The following is a 22,785-nucleotide window of genomic DNA, read 5'->3' on the forward strand; positions in this document are numbered from 1 at the left end:
CACCACAGCGAGCGACCGCTTACCCCAACAGCCACCATGGCCCATGAGCAGGCCCTTTGTCAGACACGCCCTAGTTCTCGATGTCCGCCCGAGACCAGTCGAGCGGCGGCACGTCGATTCCTGTGGTCGCGCGCCGATCGGACACCCACGATGCGGGCACGACGTGGACCGCGAGCGTCAGGTCGCGCGTGGTGGCGTCGCCGCTGTGGACGAGCGCGACGCCGGCACCGTCGGCGACCCACCACGACGCCGCCGTCGCCCCCGCCGCGCGCAGCGCCGTCGCGTAGGCGGCGACGCTGTCGCGACCCGCGCGGTCGAGCTCGAACGTGATCTGCTGCCCGTGGCGGTACTCGAGCTCGCCCCGGATCTCGCCGGCCGCCGCTGCGATCCTTTCGCGCTCCTCCGCGGCGTCGACGTCGGCCCCGCCCTGCGCAGAAATCGGCAGAATCGTGGCCTCACCGCGCTCAATGCGCGGAAGCTGAGTGATCGGGTCTGCGCCGGCGGCGAGCGCCTCGACCGCGTCGATGATTTCGCGGGCACCGGCTGCGTTCCGCCACCGCGAGCCTCCGAGCACGGGCTCGCCCTGCGAGGCGAGCTCGACCACGTAGGCGTCAGCGGCGTCGATCGCGTCGAGGCCGAACCGCTGCACGTCCGCCGGAGCGGATGCCTCGACGAGCGCTCCCCAGGCACCGAACGCCGGCGCGTCGATCCGATCGCCGCCGGGACGCACCGCCACCTCGACGAAACGGTCCTCGTCGATCGGCGACGAGCGGCGCACCTGCAGGATGCCGTCGGTGAAGTGTTGCTGGTGGACGGTGATGATCGCGGCATACGGCACGCGTCGCCCCGGGTCACCCTCCGGATAGAACATATCGAGCGTGCTCCGGCGGACGAGGGCGCCGCCGTCCGACTCCCATCGCACCTCGCGAAGCGGGGTCTTCCCCGCGGTGAAGTGCGTCAACGTGAACCGACGTCCACCGTCATAGGGGAATCGGCTCGCCGAGATGGAGAGCCGCCACAGCACCGCCGTGTCCGGCACCACCGTGACGAGCTGGCCCGATTCGAAGCGGGTCGCCGCGTCGTCCAGCGAGAAGTACGGGTCGTCGCCGAGCGCCTCGAGCCGGTAGATCTCGAAGCGTTTCGGGTATCTCACGTCCGTCACGGGGTGAACTCGGCGAACGACCCCCATGTGCCGCCGACCGACCAATCGGTGTTGGTTGCACCCGGGTGGACGTCGAAGACGATCTCGGGGATGCCTTCCGGGAGGTACCCGCTGGGGATCCAGCGCTCGTTGGCGCCTCCCTCATTTCCCGAAGGAAGACGGAAGGTTCCGCTCGAGAGCTCGTCCGGCGTGAAATCAGCTCGGACGATCGGGCCGCCTCTGAAGAAGTTCTCACCGAGTCCGAGCAACTCACCGAGTCGACCGGGATCGCCGTTCGCCTCCGCGATGATGTCGTCGACCTCGGAGGTGGGGAACACGAATGTCGTGCCGCCGTTCCCTGGGCCGTACCGATTGAGGTTCGCTTCCGTGTAGAAGCGAGTCGCACCGCCCTCGAAGCGCTGGAGGTGCTGAGCGACGTAGTCGTCGGTGAGGTAGTCCGAAGGGTCCGGACGGTGGCCATTCCCCGCATCGACGAGTGAGTTCGGCGTCCAATCGGTGTCGGTCCGCCACCCACCGTCGACGCGATCGAGTGCATCGATGTGGTTCCCCGTCAGGTCCTGCCGCTTACTGTGCTTCAGGAACATGTCCGCGATCTGTCGAACATGGATCGGCATGTCCTCGACCGACCGCATCAGCGGCCGGATGACCTCACTGCCGATCCTCATCGTGATGTTCCCCTCTCGCGTCCAGTCATCGCCAGTTGTACGTGAAGGCCCAGTACAGGGCCTCGAGGGCCTCCGGCGTCAATTCGGGGTGACGTTCAGCGATGACCGCCTGTGCGCGACGCCCCCCTTCGGACAGGGAGTGCGAGTTCCAGTCCACGTCGACGGCGAGGCACTCTTCGATGATGGCCTGCGCTGCCGCGATGAGCGCCTCGCGCTGTGCGGGCGGCGCCTCCGGCGCGACCGCATCCGCGTCCGACTTCGGGAACGGCGACCGCCCCTTGGCCAGGTACGCGACGATCGCGTCGCTCAGCGTTGCATCCATGGTGTGTCCTCACTGTGTGGTCGGGTTGCGGCGCGGTCAATCCGGCCAGATCACCGTCTCCACCAACGTATCCGGGTGTACCCGGATGATCTGGGTGACCGCGTCGTTGTTCTGCAGTCGTTCGAGTTCGGTGAACCACACCGCGTTCGGCCGCAGGTTGTCACCGAGGACCGCGCGAACCTCGCCGGACGCGCCGGCGGCGTACGCCTCGGACACGCGCGTCCAGGTCTCCACGGTCGCCGGATTGTCGGCATCCCACTCCGGCATCTCGATACCGCGTGACTCGATCAGCATCTCCAGCGTGGTGGCGCCGTTGCCCCCGGCGATCTCCCCGGCGATCTCCTGACCGTTTCGCGGATACATCCCCGACCAGTAGTACGCGCCGTCGCGCGGCGTCACGAAGTCAGCGGGATTCACCGAGCCGTCTGCGTTGAAGCCCGGCCTCGCTCCGCTCCCAGTGCCGTCGACGTCCAACCCCGGTCGCCCACTCCCCCCGCTGACGGGCGGCGTCGTGTCGATCGAATCCAGTCCGTCCACCGTGTTCGTCGTGCGGTTCTGCCGCTGACCGTGCCGCCGGAACATCCCGCCGAGCTGCCGGAAGTGCACCGGTACCCCGTCGAGCGCATTGAGAAGCGGTCGGATGACCTCGCTGCCCATCTTCATCGCGCACACTCCCCCGCACGTACGGGCATCAGTCGCCTCCGATGTTGAGCGTCGCGAGGTCGGCCATGAGCCGCTCGGTCAACGTCTCGACATCGGTGGCGTGCTGTTCCATCTCGCCCTGCGCGGCCTCGAGAGCCTGCAGATCGGCGTAGAACTCCTCGGGGTCGCCCGCGACGGCTTCGACGATCGGCGAGTCGAGTGCCGCCATGATGACACCCGGCAGTTCTTCGGCCAGCGGCTCGATGACCATGGGCAGCACCTGGTTCAGCACCTGCTCGACAGCGATGTCGACCGCGGCATTGAGCAGCTTCTTCTTGATCAGGAGCATGGGGCCGGCGCCGGCCGCCGTGATGGGGTTCGTGAGCATCGCGACGAGCGTGATCATCGTGGAGGTCACGTCGATGATGACCTTGACCTTCAGCGCCGTGACGGCGCCGGCGGCGATGTCGATCCCGGTCGGCACGGGGCCCAGCAAGTCCATGAGCCGCTGCAGGTTCTGCGCGCGGTTGGTGTTCCAGGCCCCGACGTACGCAGGACCAGCCTGGCCGCGCATGGCGGCGGCGAGATCGCCGTTCACCTTGCGGTCCATCGCCTGGAGCTTGCCCTCGAGCTCGTCGGTGAACGTCGAGATCATCTGCCCACCTCGACGCAGTTCGTCCTCGTCGATATCGGGCCACTCGAATCCGAGCTTCTCCATCACCCAGATGAGCTCGTTCGGCAACATCATTCCCACGGCGCGCACCTCCTGCCGAAGACCCTATGCGAACTGCAGTCCGATCTTCGATGGGGAGAAGTCCCCGTGGCGGTTCGCGCTATGATTCGCCGCGCCCGGGCTCCGTGGAAGCGGGCTCAGTGGAAGAAGTGCCGCTCCCCGGTGAAGTACATCGTCACGCCGGCGGCCTGCGCCGCGTCGATGACCTCCTGGTCGCGCACCGAACCGCCGGGCTGGATGATCGTCGTGATCCCCGCGTCGATGAGCACCTGCGGGCCGTCCGCGAACGGGAAGAACGCGTCGGATGCCGCGACCGAGCCGGCGGCACGGTCACCGGCGCGTTCGACCGCGAGGCGGCACGAGTCGACACGGTTGACCTGGCCCATGCCGATGCCGACGGTGGCGGAGTTCTTCGCGAGCACGATCGCGTTCGACTTCACGGCGCGGCAGCTCTTCCACGCGAACGACAGGTTGCTGAGCTCCTCGTCGGCGGGACGCTCGCCCGAGACGAGCTGCCAGCCGTCGACGAGCGACTCGATCTCGTTCGGGAAGCGGTCGGCGTCCTGCAACAGCAGGCCGCCCGACACGAGGCGGACGTCCATCGGCTCCTGCCGCCAGTCGGCCGGGAGCTGGAGGACACGCAGGTTCTTCTTGAGCTTGAAGACTTCGAGCGCCTCGGGCTCGAAGCCCGGCGCCACGATGACCTCGGTGAAAATGTCGCGCAGGTTCTCGGCCATCTTCAGCGTGACGGTGCGGTTCGCGGCGATCACCCCGCCGAAGGCCGACACCGGGTCGCACTCATGGGCGCGCAGGTGCGCGGATGCGATCGGGTCGAGCGCCTGCGGGGCGCCGATCGCGATGCCGCAGGGGTTCGCGTGCTTGATGATCGCGACGGCGGGCTTCACGAGGTCGAACGCGGCGCGGAGCGCGGCATCCGCGTCGACGTAGTTGTTGTACGACATCTCCTTGCCCTGGAGCTGGGTCGCCTGCGCGATGCCGTGCCCGCCGATGCGCGAGTAGATGGCGGCGCGCTGGTGCGAGTTCTCGCCGTAGCGGAGGGTCGCGAGGCGCTCGGCCTTGATCGTCAGGTGCTGCGGCAGGTCGCCCTCGTCGACGAGGGTCTCTTCGGCGAACCAGGTCGCGACCGCGCGGTCGTACGCAGCGGTGTGCGCGAACGCGCGCGCTGCGAGCTCGCGACGCTGCGCGAGGCTCGTGCCACCTTGCGCGAGCGACTCGATGATCGCCGGGTACGACTCCGGCGACACGACGATCGCGACGTTCGCGAAGTTCTTCGCCGATGCGCGCACCATCGCGGGACCGCCGATGTCGATCTGCTCGACGACGGCGTCACCCTGCGCACCGGATGCCACGGTCTCGACGAACGGGTAGAGGTTGACGACGACGAGCTCGAACGGCTCGATGCCGAGCTCGCCGAGCTGGGTCTCGTGGTCTTCGAGGCGGAGGTCGGCGAGGAGCCCCGCGTGGACGCTCGGGTGCAGCGTCTTCACGCGACCGCCGAGGGACTCTGGGAAACCGGTGATCTCGGCGACGTCCTTCACCTCGAGGCCGGCCTCGCGCAGCAGCGCGGCTGATCCGCCGGTCGACACGATCTCGACGCCCGCGGCGCCGAGCGCCTGCGCGAGTTCGAGCAGGCCGGTCTTGTCGCTCACCGAGACGAGCGCACGGCGAACCGGGACGACGTCGCGGGTGCGGTAGAGGGCGGGGTCGATCTGCGGTCCGGCCATGAGGTTCCTCCGGGTCAGGCGATGGCGGTGAGGTCGAGGTCGCCGGTCGCGACGCGGCGCACCACGTCGATCAGCAGGCGTCGTTCGACGGGCTTGATGCGGTCGTGCAGCGTGTGCTCGGTGTCGGCGGGCAGGACGGGCACCCGTTCCTGCGCGAGGATCGGGCCCGTGTCGACGCCGCCGTCGACGACGATGACGCTGGCGCCGGTCTCGGTCGCGCCGGCGGCGAGCGCGTCGCGCACGCCGTGGGCACCGGGGAACTCGGGCAAGTAGGCGGGGTGCGTGTTGATGAGTCGGGGCGCCCACGCGTCGACGACCGCGGCCGGCAGCAGGCGCATGAGGCCGCTCAGGACGACGAGATCGGGCTGCCAGACGTCCAGCTGCGCGAGGAGCTCGTCACCCCAGTCCTCGCGCGACTCGAACTCGCGGAACGGAACCATGAACGTGGGGATGCCGTAGTGCTCGGCGTGGGCGAACCCGTCGGCCTGTCGGTCGGCGCCGACGACGACGATGCGAGCCGGGAACGAAGGGTCGGCGGCGGCGTCGAGCAGGGCGCGCAGATTGGAACCCGTGCCCGAAATGAGGACGGCGACCGTGAGCACCGACCCAGTCTAGCGGGGCGGCGACGGGCGCCCGTTGGGGCCGAAGAGGTCGTCGAGCACGTCGGTCGATTGCTCGTCCGGCGACGTCGGGTGGCTCGACGAGGTGCTGTCGTCGGGGAGCACGAGGTCGTCGAGCACGTCGGTGGACTGCTCGTCGGTGTCGGTCGGCACAGCGGTGGCGACCGGCGCGGCGGTGTCGACCGGCGCGGTGGTCACCTCGCTCGACGCGGCATCCATCCCGCGTGGCGACAGCAGCAGCACCGCAGCACCGATGCCGACCTCGATCCCGACGGCGAGCGCGAACACCCCCGGCTCCGGGCCCACGTCAGCGAGCCTGCCGGGACCGAGCGAGCCCTGCGCCGCCCAGGCGAGGACCACGGCCGTGAGTGCCGAGCCGACGACCATCACGCCGAGCGCGACCAGTCGGGGACGGAGCGGATCGTGCGTGCCATCGTGCGCGAGCGCGCTGCGCGCCGTCCAGCCCGCGAACGCACCGAAGCCGACCACGAGGAGGGCGAGCAGCAGTGTCCACGTGGAGGTCGACTCGGGGACGACACCCAGCACCGGGATTCCCGGCAGGACGCCGAGGTTCGTCCCCGCCGGGGACACCGCCGTGCCGGCTCCGACCGCGAAGCCGGGACCGGCGGCGAACGCCGCGAACCAGACCACGAGCGTCGGGAGGTACACGAGGGCTCCGAGCGAGAGCATCACGACGCCGAGCAGGTCGGCGTGCGCGGCCTGCGTGAGCGCGACCACCTCGCCGCCGCGCACGACGAAGAGGACGGCGAGCACGAGGGCACCGAGCCCGACGACGCCCACCAGGCTCATCGCGAGGCCGCGGGCTCCGGCGTCGATCCCGTCCTGCACGTCGTCGGGGATGCGCTCAGAGACCATGTCGACGATGCCGTCGTCGCCCTCGTCCCAGGCACGGACGACTGCGCCGACGAGCGCGGGCACGACGTAGGTGAGCGCCGGGAACACGATCGCCCAGCCGGTGTGCACGGTCGTGATGGGGGTCGCTGTGGTGAGCGCGACGGCCGCCGCGAGCGCGGCGACGACGAGGCCTCCCGTGCCGACGCCGGTCGCCCAGGCCCCGGCCCGAGCCGCCCGAGCACCGGAGCGATACGCGAAGACGGCGGTGAACACGGCGAGGGCGAGCGGTGCGAGCGAGACGGTGAACGCCGCGGCATCCGTCGGCAGTCCGCTGAGGACCACCAGCTCCTCGGGGAGCGTCACGGCAACGGGGACGAAGTGGCCGAGCTGCCACACGGTCGCACCGGCGGGCCACAGCGCCGCCCAGTCGGCCTCGGTTCCGACGCCGAACACCCAAAGCAACGTCATCGGCGCGAGCACGATGGCGAGCCCGACGGCGACGACGATGACCGCGTCGAAGGCGGCGAGGAGGGAGACGAGCAGGCGGTTCATGCCGAACCGACCCTACCGTCGGAGTACCCTCGGACCGGTGAGCACCACCCCGAACGCCAGTTCCACGACCAACGGGGCGCTCGGGCGCCTCGACCGCTTCTTCGAGATCACCCGCCGCGGGTCGACCCTCGGCACCGAGGTGCGAGGTGGCGTCGTCACCTTCGTGACGATGGCCTACATCGTGATCCTCAACCCGGCGATCCTCTCGACGCCAGACGTCGACGGCGTCACCCTCGCGCACTCGGCCGTCGCGACGGCGACCGCCTTGACGGCCGGTGTGATGACGATCCTCTTCGGCCTCGTCACCCGCCTCCCCTTCGCCTTCGCGGCGGGGCTCGGCATCAACGCCTTCGTCGCGTTCTCGATCGTCGGTCAGGTCACGTGGGGCGAGGCGATGGCGCTCGTCGTCATCAACGGTCTGATCATCGTCCTGCTCGCGGCGACCGGGCTCCGGAAGCTCATCTTCGACGCCGTCCCGGTACAGCTGAAGCTCGCCATCACGGTCGGCATCGGCCTCTTCATCGCGTTCATCGGCTTCGTCAACGCCGGCTTCGTGAACCCGGCCGAGGGCACACCCCTCGAACTCGGCGTCGGCGGCTCGATCACCTCGCCCGCGACGCTGTTGTTCATCGCGACGCTCCTCATCGGCGGCATCCTCATGGCACTGCGGGTGAAGGGGGCGATCCTCATCGCTCTCGTCGCAGGCACGGTGCTCGCGGCGATCGTGAACCTCTTCACCCCGGTCGCTGACTTCGGACTCACGGCGAGTGTCTTCGCAGCACCGGACCTCAGCCTCGTGGGCGCCGTGGACTTCGGCTTCGACCTTGGCCGCGTCGGTATCGTCGCGCTGATCATGTTCGTCTTCACGCTGGTGTTCACGAACTTCTTCGACGCCATGGGCACGATGACCGGGCTCGCCCGCGAAGCGGGCCTCGCCGACGAGCGCGGCAACTTCCCGCGCATCAAGTCCGCGCTCATCGTCGAGGGTGTCGGGGCCGTCGTCGGTGGTGGGACCTCGTCATCGTCCGCGACCGTCTTCGTCGAATCCGGCTCCGGCATCGGTGAAGGCGCGCGCACGGGCCTCGCGAACGTCGTCACCGGTGCGCTCTTCCTGCTGGCGATGTTCATCACCCCGGTGACCGGCCTCGTACCCGGCTTCGTCGCGGCGGCGGCGCTCGTCCTCGTCGGAGCGCTCATGCTCACGCAGATCAAGAACATCGACCTGTCGGACTTCAACGTCCTGCTGCCGGTGTTCCTCACCGCGACGGTCATGCCGCTGACCTACTCCATCGCGAACGGCATCGGCGCCGGCTTCATCAGCTGGGTCGTCCTCAACGCCTTCTCCGGCCGCGCGAAGCAGGTCCACTGGCTGCTCTGGGTCGTCGCCGCCGGCTTCGTCGTGTACTTCGCCCGCGGCCCGCTCGAAACGCTCCTCGGCGCCTGACCCGCGGCATCCGCTGTCAGCACTGACCGCGAGACAGCAGGCACAGCCCGAGACGTTGGTCGTGAACCGATGTCTCGGGCTGCCACTGCTGTCTCGCGGATGGGGATGGGTGTGACTACCTACGCCGACGCGAGGGATGACGCGGAACGCGAAGAGGGTCGGATGCCGCGTGGCATCCGACCCTCTTCGCGTTCGTCGCGTCAGAGCGCTTCGATGATCGCCCGCATGAGGTCGGCGGTCTCGGAAGGGGTCTTCCCGACCTTGACGCCGGCGGCCTCGAGGGCCTCCTTCTTCGCCTGCGCGGTGCCCGCCGAGCCCGAGACGATGGCGCCGGCGTGGCCCATGGTCTTACCCTCGGGAGCGGTGAAGCCGGCGACGTAGCCGACGACCGGCTTCGTGACGTGCGCCTTGATGTAGTCGGCCGCGCGCTCCTCGGCGTCGCCGCCGATCTCGCCGATCATGACGATGGCCTTGGTCTCGGGGTCGGCCTCGAACGCCTCGAGGGCGTCGATGTGCGTCGTGCCGATGACCGGGTCGCCGCCGATGCCGATGGCGGTGGAGAATCCGAGGTCGCGGAGCTCGAACATCATCTGGTAGGTCAGGGTGCCCGACTTCGAGACGAGGCCGATCGGTCCCTTGCCCGTGATGTTGGCCGGCGTGATGCCGACGAGCGCCTCGCCCGGGGTGATGATGCCGGGGCAGTTCGGGCCGATGATCCGGGTCTTGTTGCCCTTGCTCTTCGCGTAGGCCCACGCCTCGGCGGTGTCGCCGACGGGCACACCCTCGGTGATGACGACGAGCAGCGGGATCTCGGCGTCGATGGCCTCGATCATCGCGTCCTTCGTGAAGGCGGGCGGCACGAACGCGATGGAGACATCGGCGCCGGTCTTCTCGATCGCCTCGGCGACCGAGCCGAAGACGGGGAGTTCGACCTCGCCCTCGTGCGGCTTCTCGTGCGTGACGGTGGTGCCGGCCTTGCGGGCGTTGACGCCGCCGACGACGTTCGTCCCGGCCTTCAGCATGAGGGCGGTGTGCTTGGTGCCCTCACCACCGGTGATGCCCTGGACGATGACCTTGGAGTCCTTGTTGAGGTAGATAGACATGTCTGTGGTCCCTGTATCTCAGTAGTCTCGGCGCGTCTCAGGCGTTCGCCAGCTCGGCGGCCTTGTCGGCGCCCTCGTCCATACCGGCGGCGAGCGTGACGAGCGGGTGGTTCGCTTCCGCGAGGATCGCGCGACCCTCCTCGACCTGGTTGCCATCAAGACGGACGACGAGCGGCTTCGTGGCCGCGTCGCCCAGGATCTCGAGCGCCTTGACGATGCCCTCTGCGACGGCGACGCACGAGGTGATACCGCCGAAGACGTTCACGAAGACGCTCTTGACCTGCTCGTCGCCGAGGATGACGTCGAGGCCCGACGCCATGACCTGCGCGTTCGCGCCGCCACCGATGTCGAGGAAGTTGGCGGGCTTGACGCCGCCGTGGTTCTCGCCGGCGTAGGCGACGACGTCGAGCGTCGACATGACGAGGCCCGCGCCGTTACCGATGATGCCGACCTGGCCGTCGAGCTTGACGTAGTTGAGGCCCGATGCCTTGGCCTTCGCCTCAAGCGGGTTTGCGGCGCCCTTGTCCTCGAGCTCCTCGTGCTCGGGGTGGCGCACCTCGCTCGCGTTGTCGTCGAGCGACACCTTGCCGTCGAGGGCGACGATGTCGCCGGCGCCGGTGCGGACGAGCGGGTTCACCTCGACGAGGGTCGCGCCCTCGCCCTTGTAGACGTCGTAGAGCTTCACGAAGACGTCGGAGACCTTCTCGACGAGCTCGGCGGGGAAGTTCGCGGCGGTGGCGATCTCGAGGGCCTTCGCCTTGTCGATGCCCTGCAGCGGGTCGACCTCGATGCGCGCGAGCGCCTCGGGACGCTCGACGGCGAGCTCCTCGATCTCCATGCCGCCCTCGACCGAGCAGAGGCTCAGGTAGGAGCGGTTCGAGCGGTCGAGCAGCACCGAGAAGTAGAACTCCTCGGCGATGTCGGCGCCCTGCGCGACCATGACGCGCTGGACGACGTGGCCCTTGATGTCGAGGCCCAGGATGGCCTCGGCTGCCGCGTAGGCCTCGTCGGGGGTCTTGGCGACCTTGACGCCGCCGGCCTTGCCGCGACCTCCCGTCTTGACCTGAGCCTTGACGACGACGACACCGCCGATCTTCTCGGCCGCCGCCTTCGCCTCCTCAGGGGTGTCGGCGATGATGCCGGCGAGCACCGGCACCTCGTACTTCTCGAACAGGTCTCGTGCCTGGTACTCGTAAAGGTCCACTGCAATCCTTCGCTGGGCGACGGTGGGGGTGACGGGCGCGGAATTATCTCGATGTCGAGAGATCGCCCGGTCGAAAAGCCTACTACCCGCGCCTGAGTGCCCCGCGCGGGAGCACCCTCGTTCGACGGGGGTGCGTTCAGCGCTCGAGTGCGGCGCGCCAGACCCGCCGGTGCTGCTCGACGTAGGCCGTCACTTTCCGCCAGTGCGCACCGTGCCCGTCCACGAACAACGACGACCACGGCTCGGCGCCGGCCTCGTGCGATGTCCGGAGGAGGTCGTGCATCGCGGCGGTCCGCTGCGCCATCGCCTCGGGCAGTTCGCGGCGGAGCCGAGCCTCGGCGCCGTAGCCCTCGACGAAGGCGGCGAGTCCGCGCGCCGCCTCCGCGGCGACGACCGAGGTGTCGTTGAGTGTGAACGCCTGCGCGGCATAGGCGAGGTCCCACAGCCGTGTACTGGGGGCGGCCGCATCCCAGTCGATGAAGACCCACCGGTCTTCGCCGACGACGAGGTTCCACGGGGCGAGGTCGTTGTGGCACACGAGCTCGGCGCCGGGCGCCGGGATCGCGGTCTCCCAGACGGCGTCGGCGGGTACCGCGTACGCGGCGCTCGCGTCGTGGATGGCCCGCACCATCGCGCCCACGCGCCGCAGCTCGCCCGCCGACATCGGCCCGCGCCCGATCGCGAGCTCACCGGGGACGTACTCCAGGATCTGCCGCCCGGCATCGTCCCGCCCGCGCTGTTCGGGCGCGTCGACACCCGCCGCTCGCAGCGCCCGCACGTAGGCGATGACGCTCGGCGTCGACGCCGTCCACGGCTTGCGCACCGTGTCGCCGATGCGGACGACGGCCCCGCTCGCGTTGCCGCCCGCGAGGGGCTCTTCGTGCGGCATCCGTCAGATCCAGCCGCGTTCGCGTGCCGTGATCGTCGCCTGCTGGCGCGTGGCGAGGCCCAGCTTGCCGAGGACTGACGAGACGTGGTTGCGGACGGTGCCGGGTGAGAGGTGGAGGGATGCCGCGATCTCGGCGATCGTCTCGCCCCGGGCTCCCGCGCGCAGCACATCCAGCTCGCGGTCCGTCAGTGGACACCGCTCATCGCTGAGCGCGTCCGCCGCGATCTCGGGGTCGACGTAGCGTCGACCGGCGGCGACGTCGCGGATGACGGCGGCGACGTCCTCCGCGCGGCGCGACTTCGGGATGAAGCCGTCGACTCCGGCGCTCAACGCCCGCCGGAGCACACCGGGCCGCGCGTGCCGGGTCACGACCACGCAGCGCGCGGGGATGCGCTGGCGGATGCGCGACGCCGCCTCGACGCCGTCGATCCCCGGCATCTCCAGATCGAGCAGACACACATCGGGACGGAACTCGAGTGCGCGTTCGACGGCGCTCTCGCCGTCTCGACACTCCGCGACGATCTCGATGTCATCTTCGAGCGCGAGGAGCGCGGCGAGCGCCGTGCGGATCATGTCCTCGTCGTCGGCGATCAGGACGCGGATCATCGTGTGCCTCCCCCGGCGGGAACGGTGACGAGCACGTCGAAGCGCTCGTCATCGCGGGTATGGGTGACGTGCCCGCCGACCGCACCGATCCGGTGGGCGATCCCTGCGAGCCCCGCTCCCGCGCCGACGGCGGAGCCCGGTCCGGGGTCGTTGGCCACGCTCAGCACCCAGATGTCTCCGTCCCGCCGCAATCCGAGCCGCGACCACCGCCCGCCGCCGTGCTTGAGGACGTTCGTCGTGCACTCGCGCACCACAGGCCCGAGCAGGTCGGCGGGTGCGTCCGCCGCATCATCCGAGATGTCGAGTTCGACCTCGAGCCCGGCCGCCCGCAGGAGGTCCGCGGCGTTGGCGAGCTCGTCGGGCAGCGGCACGCCGCGAAACCGTCCCGCGAGGGCGCGGGTCCCCTCGCGGGCCTCGTCGACGGAGTTCCGAGCCAGCCGGATCTGGTCGGCGGCGGCATCCGGGTCACGGGCGATCATCCGCTCGGCCAGCTCGAGCTGCAGGGCGATGACCTGCAGATGGTGTCCCTGCAGGTCGTGCAGGTCACTGGCCAGGCGCAGGCGTTCCTGCACCGCGGCCAGGCGCGCCTCGGTGCGGCGCGCGCTGTCGAGCTGCAGGACGACGTCCCACGACCACAGGGAGAGTGCCTGCGTCGCCGGCAGCATGATCGCGAAGAAAGCGAGGAGGAAGGCGTCACTCCCGGGAGTGGGGCGCGCCAGCTCGAGGAACCACAGGACGACCAGGCCCGCCTCGAGCAGCACCACCCCACGCCAGCGGATGCCGGGTCCCCAACGGACGACGCAGAGGGTGGCGCCCACGAGGGAGGCGCCCAGCAGTGCGGACTCGGCGACGGCGCCGAGGATCATCGAGGACACGACTCCGGCGATCACCGGAACGGACAGGAATCGCCGACGCCAGGAAGGCCGGTCCGCGTCGTCGAGGTCGCCGTCTCGGCGGTATCGCACCAACAGGACCACGGTGGCGGCGACCACGATCGCGGACAGGAGCGGGAAGCCGATCAGCGTGACCGGTGCTCGCCACCCACCTCGGGCGAAGAGGACGACGACACCCCACACGAAGAGCGTGCCGACCAGGAAGAAGGCCATCGACGTCGCGATGTACCAGCCGGTCGCCGTGACGCCGCGGGCGAGGGACGCCGCACTCCGCGAGGGCGTGGGATCGGGGCTGCTCACAACGGCCACAGTACGGCCATGACGAATGTCACCCCTCAGTCGGTGGAACCTCCCCCGCACAGGTGACACCCCGACACTGCCGGCGGGGGCCCGCCGCCGATGGGATGGGAACACGGCGATACGAGATCCGGTCGCCGCCTCCCGAGAGGACACCATGTCGAACCCCGTCTCCGATCTCGTCGCCGGCTTCCAGGACCTGGTCGCGCAGATGCCCGATCTCGTGCAGCCGCTGATCGTCGCCCTCGCGGGCGCCGTCCCCTTCATCGAGGGTGAGGGCGCTGCCGCGATCGGGATCATCGGCGGCATCCACCCGGTCGTTGCGGCCATCGCCGCCGCCGTCGGGAACTTCCTCTGCGTCGCGGTGGTGGTCCTGGTCACGGCACGGGTGCGCACGGCTGTGACGACGCGTGCCGGCGCGGGTGAGAAGCCGACGTCCGCGCGCTCGCAGAAGTTCCAGGCCGCGTACCACCGGTACGGCACGCCGGGCGTGAGCCTGCTCGGCCCGCTGCTGCTGCCGACCCAGTTCACCGCGGCCGCCCTCAAGGGAACCGGCGTCCCGACGCGGACGGTGCTGTTCTGGCAGGGCGCCGCGATCGTTCTCTGGACGACTCTCGTGACCCTCATCATCACCGGTGTGATCGCCGCCGCGCTCTGAGCGCGGCGGGGTCGCCCGGGCAGAAACGACACCGGAGTCACCGGCGACAGTAGGCTCTCCTGCATGGTCGATGACGCTCGTTCAGCAGGCAGCACGGTGGTCGCCGCCGCGCTCGAACTGTTCGCGGAGAACGGCTACGAGCAGACATCCGTCGAGCAGATCGCCCAGTCCGCCGGTGTCTCGCGGTCGACCTTCTTCCGTCAGTTCGGCGGAAAGGACGATGTCGTCTTCGCCGACCACGACGCCCTGCTGACCCGCATCCGCGAACACCTCGCCGCCGCCCACGAGAATCCGTGGGCGGCCGTCTGCGAGGCATCCGTCATCGTCTTCCGCCACTTCGCCGCAGACCCCGAGCTCGCCCGCCGTCGCTACGCCGTCGTCCGACAGGTCCCCACGCTCCGCGACCGCGAGATCGTCACGGTCTTCCGCTACGAGCGCCTCTTCGACGACTACCTCCGGGCAGCGCTCCCGGGACTCGACCCGATCGACGCCGTCGCCTTCGCCGCGATGGTCACCGCAGTGCACAACCACGTGCTGCGCAGGCTCCTGCGCGGGACGAAGCGCGTCCCGGCATCCGTCCTCACCGACGCCTACGACGAGCTCATGCATCGGTTCGGCGTGCACCCCGACGGTGAGACGCCGCGCGAGGACGACGTGGTCGTCATGACCTTCCCGAAGCGGATGCCGGCCGCCGAGGTCGCCCGCCGACTGACTGCTCTGCGCTGACGTGGGCGAGCTGCACTGACGACGATCAGGCGACCGGCGCGGGCAGCCGCGACAGGCCGGTGAGGAGATCGTCGCGGGTCGCGGCGACGCAGACCCGGATCCATCCCTCGCCGCTCGGCCCGAACGCCGACCCGGGCGCGACGGCGACCCGCTCGGCGCGGAGGAAGTCGATCGCCCACGCCGCGACGTCGCCGTTCGAGGCGTGTCGCACGTCGATCCAGAGGTAGAACGCACCGTCGGGCGTGCGATAGCGGATGCCGCGCTCGTCGAGCAGCGCCGTCGCGGCGTCCAGGTTGCCCCGGTAGTGCCGCTTCGCCTCGTGGACGTGGGTCTGGTCGCCGCTGAGCGCGGCGATGCCCGCGTGCTGCGACGGCAGGTCGAGGCACGAGATCATCGCCTCCTGCGCCGTGCGGAGCGCGAGGTCCCACTCCGGCGGCGCGACGAGGAAACCGACGCGGATGCCGGTCATCGCGTACGTCTTCGAGAGCGAGAACGCCCCGACGACGCGGCGCCCGCCGGTGCGTTGGTCGTCGAGTGCGGTGAGGCTGACGTGCGGACGGTCCCACGTGAACTCGGCATAGACCTCGTCGCTGAGGACCCACAGGTCGTGGCGCTCCGCGAACTCGAGGACGGCGAGCGCCCGCTCGGCATCGAGCACCGTCCCGAGCGGGTTGGAGGGCGAGTTCACGATGATCGCCTTCGTGCGCGGCGTCACGAGCGCCTCGAGCCGGTCGACCTCGGGGAGGAACGCGGCATCCTCGTGCAGCTCGTATCGAACCGGGACCGCGGACAGCATGCGCGGACTCATCGAGAAGGTCGTGTAGCCGGGGTCGGGCACAAGCACCTCGTCACCGGGGTCGAGCATGAGCCCGAGCGCCTGGTGCAGCGCCTGCGTCGCGCCGACGGTCGCCCAGACGCGAGCGGGGTCGAGTGCGACCCCGTGGTCGGCTTCGAACCGTCGGGCGAACGCCCTTCTGAGCGGTGGGATGCCGCCGTTCGCCGTGTAGTTCGTCAGGTCGGCGTCCCACGCCGCCTTCGCGGCCGCGCCGATGTGCGGCGCCACCGGCACATCGGGCTCTCCGACGGCGAGGAACAGCACGTCGTCGAGTTCGAGCGCGGCTTCGTAGAGCCGGCGGATGCCGCTGATCGGAACGGTCGACACGTGAGCACTGAGGTCGGGCACGATCTCAGGGTACGGCCGTCCGATGGCGCCGCCGTTCCGGTGATACCGCGTACCGCAAGTGGCGGGACTGCGTCTCATCGGCGTAGAGTGCAGGCATGACGTTCGACGACGATGTCCTGCCCGGCGAGACGGTCACCCACTACGACGTGCTCGGCCGTCTCGGCACCGACTACTACGCGGTCTTCGCCGACATCCCGACCGCTGACCGCGAGGTGTGGCAACGCGCACAGGGGTTCGTCGACGAGGTCGGCGACCGCATGCGCGCCGCATGGGACGCGGCCGAGTACCCGATGGACATCGCGCGCCGATTCGGCGAGCTCGATCTGCTGAATGACGGGGTCGAGCACGATGCGGTGACGCGGTTCTCTCCGCTGGCCGCGGGGCTCGTCAACATGGAGGTGTCGCGCGGCGACGGGTCGCTCGGCACGGTGCTCGCAGTACAGGGCGGCTTGGCGCTCCGCACGCTCGCCCTCTTCGGCAGCGATGCGCAGCAGGAGCGCTGGCTCACGGACGTCGCCCGCAACCGTGTGCCCGCCGCGTTCGCGCTCACCGAGCCCGACCACGGCTCCGACTCCGTCTCGCTCGAGACGACGGCCCGCCGGGAAGGCGGCGAGTGGGTGATCCGCGGCGCGAAGAAGTGGATCGGCAACGGCGCCGCCGGCGGCATCACCTTCGTCTGGGCGCGCGTCGACGCCGACGGCGACGAGCATCACGGCGCCGTCCGCTGCTTCCTCGTCGAGCAGCATCTGCCCGGCTACACCGGCACCGTCATCACCGGCAAGGCGTCGCTGCGCGGCATCTACCAGGCGCACATCGCGCTGCGCGACGTGCGGGTTCCCCTGGATGCCGTCCTCCCCGGGTCGCGTACCTTCAAGGATGCCTCGACCGTGCTGTTCGCGACGCGGTCGGGCGTCGCCTGGTCGGCGCTCGGGCATGCGACCGCCTGCTACGAAGCCGCCCTGCAGTACGCGCAGCAGCGGGTGCAGTTCGGGAAGCCGCTCGCGAAGTTCCAGATGGTGCAGGAGCGGCTCGCGGTGATGCTCGAAGACCTCACCGCGATGCAGCTCTACTGCCGCCGACTCGCCGACCTTGAGGCATCCGGTGCACTCCGGCCGACGCAGGCGTCACTCGCGAAATTCCACAACACGCGTGCCGCGCGACGCATCGCATCGACCGCCCGCGACCTGCTCGGCGGCAACGGCATCCTCCTCGAGCACGGCGTCATGCAGCACATGGCCGACATCGAGGCGATCCACACCTACGAGGGCACCGAGTCGGTGCAGGCGCTGCTCCTCGGCCGCGACATCACCGGCGTCGGCGCGTTCGCCTGACGCACCGAACGGGCGATGCCCCGGGGAGCGGCATCGCCCGTTCGACGAATCGTCAGCGACGGATGAGCTTGCCGTTGCCGCTCTCGGAGATGTCGCCTTCGACCTTCCCACCGCGGTGGAGGATGATGTCGCCGTCGTTCTTCTCGTAGACGTTGCCGTCGATGCGCGCGCGGGATCCGATCGCGACCTCGCCGGTGCTCGACTCCTCGACGTTGCCGTCGACCGAACCGCTGATGCGCGCCGACCCGGAGTCTTTCTCGTACACGTTGCCCTCGACGTCACCGCCCCGCTCGACGCGGATGGTGCCGCTGGAGCCCTCGGAGACGTTGCCCTTGACCTCGCCCCAGATCTGGACATCGCCCGAGCCACCCTCGGCGACGTTCCCTTCCACCTTGCCGGTGCTCATGATGCGAATATTGCCGTTCCCCGTCTGCTTGACGTTGCCCTTGACCGTGCCGTAGATGGTGAGCGTGCCGCTGCGGACCGTGAGGTCGTCGTCGATGGTCTTGCCCTTCGACACGGTGTACGACCCGTGTCGAACGATTTCGTCGGCGTGTGCGGCGAGCGGCACAGCGGTGAGCAGGAGTCCGGCAGCCGCGCCCAGTGCGACGATGCGGTACTTGGTGTGCATGATCTCATCCCTTTGTCAGGTGTGGTGCGGAGCGGTCCTCCGGCCGGTTCCCACTTCACCGACTCCGCGTGAGGCCTGGATGAACGGGGCGTGAGACACCTCTTACCCAGGTGCTACCGGGCCGGGCAGGATGGGCGCATGTACGACATCCCGGCACCCATGCTCGCGAAGTCCGTCCCCGCCGTCCCCGACCCCGCGAAGACGCCCGGCGGGCTCAGCTTCGAACCGAAATGGGACGGGTTCCGGGCGCTCATCGCGTGGGACGGAGAGTCGGTGGAGATCGGTTCCCGCGGTTCGAAGCCGCTCACCCGGTACTTCCCCGAGCTGGTCGAGGCGATCTCGCTGCTCGTCCCCGAACCTTGCCTGCTCGACGGCGAGATCGTTGTGGCCGACGGCGAACCGGGTGCGCAGCGGCTGCAGTGGGAGATCCTGTCGCAGCGCATCCACCCCGCGGCATCCCGGGTGAAGATGCTCAGCGAGGCGTACCCCGCGATGTTCGTCGCATTCGACCTGCTCACTCGTGGCGACCGGAGCCTGCAAGACCTGCCCTTTGCGGAGCGACGGGCGGCGCTCGAGTCGTTGCTGAACGATGTGCCGCACCCGATCCATCTGACCCGGACGACGACGGACGCCGCGGTCGCGACGCGCTGGCTCGCGGAGTTCGAGGGCGCCGGGCTCGACGGCGTGGTCGCGAAGCCCCTCGCGCAGCCGTACGCCCCCGGCAAGCGCACGATGTTCAAGATCAAGCACGCGCGCTCGGCGGACGTCGTGGCGCTCGGCTACCGCATCCACAAGAGCGGCTCGGGAGTCGGGTCGCTGCTCGTCGGGCTGTACGACGACAACGGCGAGCTGCGCCAGGTCGGCGGTGTCGCCGCGTGGAGCAATGCCCGACGCCTGGAGCTCATCGACGAGCTGGCGCCGCTGGTCGTCCGGGGTGACGATGGCGCAGCGGTGACCGGAGAGGGCGAACGGTCGAGATTCGCCGGGGCGAAGGACGTGTCGTTCGTGCGACTGCGCCCCGAACGGGTCCTCGAGGTCGGCTACGACCAGCTCGAGGGGAACCGGTTCCGGCACACCGTCCAGTTCCAACGGTGGCGCCCCGACCGCGACGGGGCGTCGTGCACCTTCGACCAACTGGAGGCGGTTCGCGCCTACGACCTGGGCGACGTCCTGGACTGACGTCAACCCCCGGCATCCGCTCGGAACGGTCGTCTAGGGTCGCACCATGGGCCTGTTCGACTCCTCCCCCCGTTCGGTGCGACTCGACGACAGCAGGCCGCTGCGCGTGCAGCAGGCGGGCAAGCCCGCGATCCTCTGGGGAGACGCCTTCGGCACGCTCGCCACGCGATCACTGCAGGCGATCATCGTGGTCGGCGTCGCCGCCGTCGTGATCCTCGGGATGCTACAGCTCACCGTCGTGGTCATCCCCGTCCTGCTCGCCCTCATTCTCGCGTCGGCCGCAGCGCCGGTCATGTCATGGCTGCGACGGCGCGGCATCTCCTCGCTGTGGGCGACGCTGCTGACCCTCCTCGGCGTCGTGCTGCTGCTCGGCGGGGTGAGCTGGCTCGTGGTCGCTGCCGTCCGTGACCAGTGGAGCGATCTTGCCGCGAAGGCCCAACGCGGGTTCGAGAGCCTGATGGCGTGGGTCCAGACCCTGCCGTTCGAGATCGACCAATCGCAGATCGACGAGTGGATCGCCACGGCGACCGACTTCCTGACGAGCGCGCAGTTCGGCTCGGGCGCGATCGCCGGCGTCAGCGCCGTCGCGAGTTTCATCACGGGACTCGTCCTGATGATCGTGACGCTCTTCTTCTTCCTCAAGGACGGCCCGAACCTCTGGGAGTTCCTGCTCCGCCCGTTCCGCGGCGACCAGTACGACCGCGCGGTGCGCGTCGGCCACAAGACGGTGCAGACCTTCGGCGCCTACCTCCGCGGCACCGCCGCCGTCGCCGCCGTCGACGCGATCGGCATCACCGCGGGCCTGCTCATCCTGCAGATCCCGCTCGCGATCCCGCTCGGGGTCCTCGTCTTCCTGCTGGCGTTCATCCCGATCGTCGGTGCGACGCTCGCCGGCATCCTGGCCGCACTCGTCGCGCTCGTGACCCATGGCTGGGTCATCGCGCTCATCGTCGTCGGCATCGTCGTCGCCGTGAACCAGCTCGAGGGCAACTTCCTGCAGCCGGTGCTGATGGGGCGGTCGATGCGCCTGCACGCCTTCGCCGTCCTCATCGCCCTGACGATCGGCACCGTGCTCGGGGGCATCGTCGGCGCGATCCTCGCCGTGCCGCTGACGGCCGCCGCCTGGGGCGTCATCCAGGTGTGGGACGGACCCGACACCCCCGCCCGCTGGGCCCGGCGCAAGCCGAAGCCCGAGGAGCGCGTCGACACCGTCGCCGCCGGCTGATCAGTCCTTTTTCGCTCGCGAGGGCTGCACGCGCGGCGGCTCCCCCGGCATCTTCGGGAACTCGGGCGGGAACGGCATTTCGCCGAGTCCCGCGTCGAGGTCGCGCTGCCACCAGTCCAGCAACGTGTCGACGCGACCCGGTGATGCCTGCAGATGCTCCCACGGGTCGCCGATCTCGTCGAGGCGCTGCGGCACGGTGCGCACCGTGAACGCGGTCGGATCGACGCCGGCCTCGAGTTCCTCCCACGTGATGGGCGTCGCGACCGTCCCGGCCGGGAGCGCGCGAGGACTATAGGCGCCGGCCATCGTGCGGTCGCGGTTCGCCTGATTGAAGTCGATGAAGACGCGCTCGCCGCGCTCTTCCTTCCACCAGGCGGTCGTCACCCGATCCGGCATCCGCCGTTCGAGTTCACGGCCTGCGGCGATCACCGCGTGCCGCACGTCGAGGAACTCGTGCGTCGGTTCGATCGGGCAGAAGACGTGGAGGCCGCGGTTGCCGCTGGTCTTCAACCACGGCTCGAGCCCGGCCTCGCGGAGCACTTCGCGGAGCACGGGTGCGACGGCCGCGGCATCCGAGAAGTCGGTCCCCGGCTGGGGATCGAGGTCGATGCGCAGTTCGACGGGGTTGTCGGTGTTGTCGGCGAGCGACGCCCACGGGTGGAACACGACGGTGTTCATCTGCACGGCCCACGCGATCGCCGCGGGCTCGTTCAGGACGACCTGCGGATGTCGTCGCCCGCTGTTGTAGGTGCACATGACCTGGTCGACGTAGTCGGGCGTGCCCTTCGGCGGGTTCTTCGAGAAGAAGCTTTCGCCGTCGACGGCGTCAGGAAATCGTTCGAGCGAGATCGGCCGGTGCCCGTTCGCGCGGAGGAACGGCTCGGCGACGGTCACGACGTACTCGGCGAGCTCGCGCTTGGTCACCCCGAGTTGCGGGTAGACCACGCGGTTGGGGCTGGAGAGCGACAGCTCGCGCCCGCCGGGCAGGGTCAGGGTGATGCGCTCGGACGCCATGCGAACACCCTAGGTCGAGCGGATGCCGCGGCGACAGGCTCAGCCCTGCGGAACCGTGGGTTCGGCGAGCGCGATGATCGGTGCAAGCTGTGCTCGGTCGAGGCGGATCCACGGCCCCGCCGCGTCGACGAGGACGCCGGTGAGGCCGGGATCGCCCGCGAGCGCGGTGCCGAGCTGCGCGGGCGTGATCGGGGCCGGGCGGTCGTCTCGGCCCAGCGCGAGGACCTCGAGCGGGTGCGAGAACACCTGCAGGTACCGGGTGCCGTCGCCGCCGCGTGCCTCGGCGATGCCGAGGGTGCCGTCGCCACGCGTGCCGGCGGCGATGTGGATCGGGACCTTCCCGAGCGCCTCGACGACGTAGCGTGCGGTCGCGTCGGTGCGGGTGTCGGCGAGCAGGTTCTTGATGGTGAACTCGGGATCGGCCTGCTCGAGCGACCGGGTGATGAGCGCGGTCGTCAGCACGATGCGTCGCCCGGGTCCGGCGTGGTCGAGGATGAGCCCGTCGTATCCGGCGTCGAGGGTGTTCTTCAGGACGGTCTGGGCGGGCTGTCCGAGGACCGACGTCTGCGTGTCGGGGTCGACACCGACACCCGCCTGGATGCCGGACGCACCGGTGTACGCGAGGAGGAACCGCTTGTCGCCGAGCGTCGAGATGGCCAGCCGCAGCGGTTCCCCGTTGTTCAACTGCGCGCGGGCGTCGCCCAGGATGCGCAGGTACAGCGTCCCCTGGAGCGACTGCCGCATGACGTTCAGGATCTCGGCGTTCTCGGGCTGCTCCGACAGGTTCGCGAGCGACTGCAGCGCGAGCGTGTTGTCGGGCATGCCCTTGCGGGCCTCGGTCCGCGCGGGCCCTTCGGCGGGGACCTTCGGCAGCGGCGGGCCGGATGCCGCGGGCGGCGCAGCCGGCCGGGCGGGCTTGCCGTACGTCGACATCGAGATCGGCACGTGCGGCACGGGCTCAGCCGGCGCGGCATCCGCTTCGGCAGCCGCGACGGCTGCGGACACGTCTCCCTGCAGGCCGTCGACCGTGGTGTCTGCGTCGACCGGCACCTCGGCGGGCTCGTCGGACGGCGGCTTCGGGCGGCGGGAGAACAGTGCCATGTCTT

23 protein-coding genes are annotated in these 22,785 nt (G+C 69.9%); 6 read left to right on the forward strand and 17 right to left on the reverse strand.

Annotation, left to right across the window (positions count from 1 at the left end):
- Positions 1–70 precede the first annotated feature (70 nt).
- From QNI14_RS13870 to QNI14_RS13905, 8 genes are all read right to left on the reverse strand, one after another.
- Entirely contained in the window at positions 71–1,162 is a 1,092-nt protein-coding gene (locus QNI14_RS13870; protein WP_283717219.1) for a hypothetical protein, read from the reverse strand.
- Positions 1,159–1,827: a hypothetical protein gene (locus tag QNI14_RS13875; protein ID WP_283717220.1), complete on the reverse strand. Its 669-nt coding sequence runs from the start codon at positions 1,825–1,827 to the stop codon at positions 1,159–1,161. Before QNI14_RS13875 ends, QNI14_RS13870 begins: the two co-directional genes overlap by 4 nt.
- Before the next feature lie 25 nt (positions 1,828–1,852).
- Positions 1,853–2,149 carry a hypothetical protein gene (locus tag QNI14_RS13880; RefSeq protein ID WP_283717221.1) on the reverse strand — a complete coding sequence of 99 codons (297 nt, stop codon included), beginning with the start codon at positions 2,147–2,149 and terminating at the stop codon, positions 1,853–1,855.
- 36 nt (positions 2,150–2,185) lie between these two features.
- On the reverse strand, positions 2,186–2,623 hold the full coding sequence (locus QNI14_RS13885) for a hypothetical protein (RefSeq protein ID WP_283717222.1): 438 nt from the start codon (positions 2,621–2,623) through the stop codon (positions 2,186–2,188).
- Between the two features lie 217 nt (positions 2,624–2,840).
- Positions 2,841–3,539, reverse strand: a complete 699-nt coding sequence (locus QNI14_RS13890; protein WP_283717244.1) for a WXG100-like domain-containing protein — start codon at positions 3,537–3,539, stop codon at positions 2,841–2,843.
- A gap of 122 nt (positions 3,540–3,661) precedes the next feature.
- Positions 3,662–5,269, reverse strand: a complete 1,608-nt coding sequence (gene purH / locus QNI14_RS13895; RefSeq protein WP_283717223.1) for a bifunctional phosphoribosylaminoimidazolecarboxamide formyltransferase/IMP cyclohydrolase — start codon at positions 5,267–5,269, stop codon at positions 3,662–3,664.
- A gap of 14 nt (positions 5,270–5,283) precedes the next feature.
- Positions 5,284–5,871, reverse strand: coding sequence for a phosphoribosylglycinamide formyltransferase (purN, locus tag QNI14_RS13900; protein ID WP_283717224.1), 588 nt, complete (start codon positions 5,869–5,871; stop codon positions 5,284–5,286).
- Between the two features lie 9 nt (positions 5,872–5,880).
- Positions 5,881–7,296 carry a cell division protein PerM gene (locus QNI14_RS13905; protein ID WP_283717225.1) on the reverse strand — a complete coding sequence of 472 codons (1,416 nt, stop codon included), beginning with the start codon at positions 7,294–7,296 and terminating at the stop codon, positions 5,881–5,883.
- 37 nt (positions 7,297–7,333) lie between these two features.
- Here QNI14_RS13905 and QNI14_RS13910 point away from each other — a divergent pair, with 37 nt between their 5' ends.
- Entirely contained in the window at positions 7,334–8,740 is a 1,407-nt protein-coding gene (locus QNI14_RS13910) for an NCS2 family permease (protein WP_283717226.1), read from the forward strand.
- 200 nt (positions 8,741–8,940) lie between these two features.
- On the opposite strand, the gene sucD is transcribed toward QNI14_RS13910, so the two are convergent.
- The 5 genes from sucD to QNI14_RS13935 form a co-directional block, all read right to left on the reverse strand.
- Positions 8,941–9,843 (reverse strand): succinate--CoA ligase subunit alpha, encoded by a 903-nt coding sequence (gene sucD, locus QNI14_RS13915; protein WP_018188891.1) that lies wholly within the window; start codon positions 9,841–9,843, stop codon positions 8,941–8,943.
- 37 nt (positions 9,844–9,880) lie between these two features.
- Complete coding sequence (sucC, locus tag QNI14_RS13920) at positions 9,881–11,047, reverse strand: ADP-forming succinate--CoA ligase subunit beta (RefSeq protein WP_283717227.1); 1,167 nt, start codon at positions 11,045–11,047, stop codon at positions 9,881–9,883.
- 136 nt (positions 11,048–11,183) lie between these two features.
- A complete protein-coding gene (locus QNI14_RS13925; RefSeq protein WP_283717228.1) occupies positions 11,184–11,936 on the reverse strand; it encodes a phosphotransferase in 753 nt (250 codons plus the stop codon).
- Between the two features lie 3 nt (positions 11,937–11,939).
- Entirely contained in the window at positions 11,940–12,542 is a 603-nt protein-coding gene (locus tag QNI14_RS13930; RefSeq protein ID WP_283717229.1) for a response regulator transcription factor, read from the reverse strand.
- Positions 12,539–13,735: a sensor histidine kinase gene (locus tag QNI14_RS13935; protein ID WP_283717230.1), complete on the reverse strand. Its 1,197-nt coding sequence runs from the start codon at positions 13,733–13,735 to the stop codon at positions 12,539–12,541. Before QNI14_RS13935 ends, QNI14_RS13930 begins: the two co-directional genes overlap by 4 nt.
- A gap of 154 nt (positions 13,736–13,889) precedes the next feature.
- Here QNI14_RS13935 and QNI14_RS13940 point away from each other — a divergent pair, with 154 nt between their 5' ends.
- The gene (locus tag QNI14_RS13940) at positions 13,890–14,390 is read left to right on the forward strand and encodes a small multidrug efflux protein (protein WP_283717231.1); all 501 of its coding nucleotides are present in this window, start codon (positions 13,890–13,892) and stop codon (positions 14,388–14,390) included.
- Positions 14,391–14,453: 63 nt separating this feature from the next.
- Positions 14,454–15,116 (forward strand): TetR/AcrR family transcriptional regulator, encoded by a 663-nt coding sequence (locus QNI14_RS13945; RefSeq protein ID WP_283717232.1) that lies wholly within the window; start codon positions 14,454–14,456, stop codon positions 15,114–15,116.
- A gap of 25 nt (positions 15,117–15,141) precedes the next feature.
- On the opposite strand, the gene QNI14_RS13950 is transcribed toward QNI14_RS13945, so the two are convergent.
- Positions 15,142–16,299: a pyridoxal phosphate-dependent aminotransferase gene (locus QNI14_RS13950; protein ID WP_283717233.1), complete on the reverse strand. Its 1,158-nt coding sequence runs from the start codon at positions 16,297–16,299 to the stop codon at positions 15,142–15,144.
- Positions 16,300–16,394: 95 nt separating this feature from the next.
- On the opposite strand from QNI14_RS13950, the gene QNI14_RS13955 reads away from it, so the two are divergent.
- On the forward strand, positions 16,395–17,630 hold the full coding sequence (locus QNI14_RS13955; protein WP_283717234.1) for an acyl-CoA dehydrogenase family protein: 1,236 nt from the start codon (positions 16,395–16,397) through the stop codon (positions 17,628–17,630).
- Between the two features lie 52 nt (positions 17,631–17,682).
- Here QNI14_RS13955 and QNI14_RS13960 read toward each other — a convergent pair whose 3' ends face one another.
- Complete coding sequence (locus QNI14_RS13960) at positions 17,683–18,261, reverse strand: bactofilin family protein (protein ID WP_283717235.1); 579 nt, start codon at positions 18,259–18,261, stop codon at positions 17,683–17,685.
- Between the two features lie 138 nt (positions 18,262–18,399).
- On the opposite strand from QNI14_RS13960, the gene QNI14_RS13965 reads away from it, so the two are divergent.
- Positions 18,400–19,440 (forward strand): ATP-dependent DNA ligase, encoded by a 1,041-nt coding sequence (locus tag QNI14_RS13965; RefSeq protein ID WP_283717236.1) that lies wholly within the window; start codon positions 18,400–18,402, stop codon positions 19,438–19,440.
- 46 nt (positions 19,441–19,486) lie between these two features.
- Positions 19,487–20,665 carry an AI-2E family transporter gene (locus QNI14_RS13970; RefSeq protein ID WP_283717237.1) on the forward strand — a complete coding sequence of 393 codons (1,179 nt, stop codon included), beginning with the start codon at positions 19,487–19,489 and terminating at the stop codon, positions 20,663–20,665.
- Here QNI14_RS13970 and ligD read toward each other — a convergent pair whose 3' ends face one another.
- Together ligD and QNI14_RS13980 are read right to left on the reverse strand one after the other, a co-directional pair.
- Positions 20,666–21,679 carry a non-homologous end-joining DNA ligase gene (gene ligD / locus QNI14_RS13975; RefSeq protein WP_283717238.1) on the reverse strand — a complete coding sequence of 338 codons (1,014 nt, stop codon included), beginning with the start codon at positions 21,677–21,679 and terminating at the stop codon, positions 20,666–20,668.
- Between the two features lie 39 nt (positions 21,680–21,718).
- Positions 21,719–22,780 (reverse strand): hypothetical protein, encoded by a 1,062-nt coding sequence (locus QNI14_RS13980; RefSeq protein ID WP_283717239.1) that lies wholly within the window; start codon positions 22,778–22,780, stop codon positions 21,719–21,721.
- Positions 22,781–22,785: the final 5 nt, after the last annotated feature.

The sequence above is a fragment of the Microbacterium dauci genome (assembly GCF_030065535.1).
In the GTDB taxonomy this organism is placed as follows: Bacteria; Actinomycetota; Actinomycetes; order Actinomycetales; family Microbacteriaceae; genus Microbacterium; species Microbacterium dauci.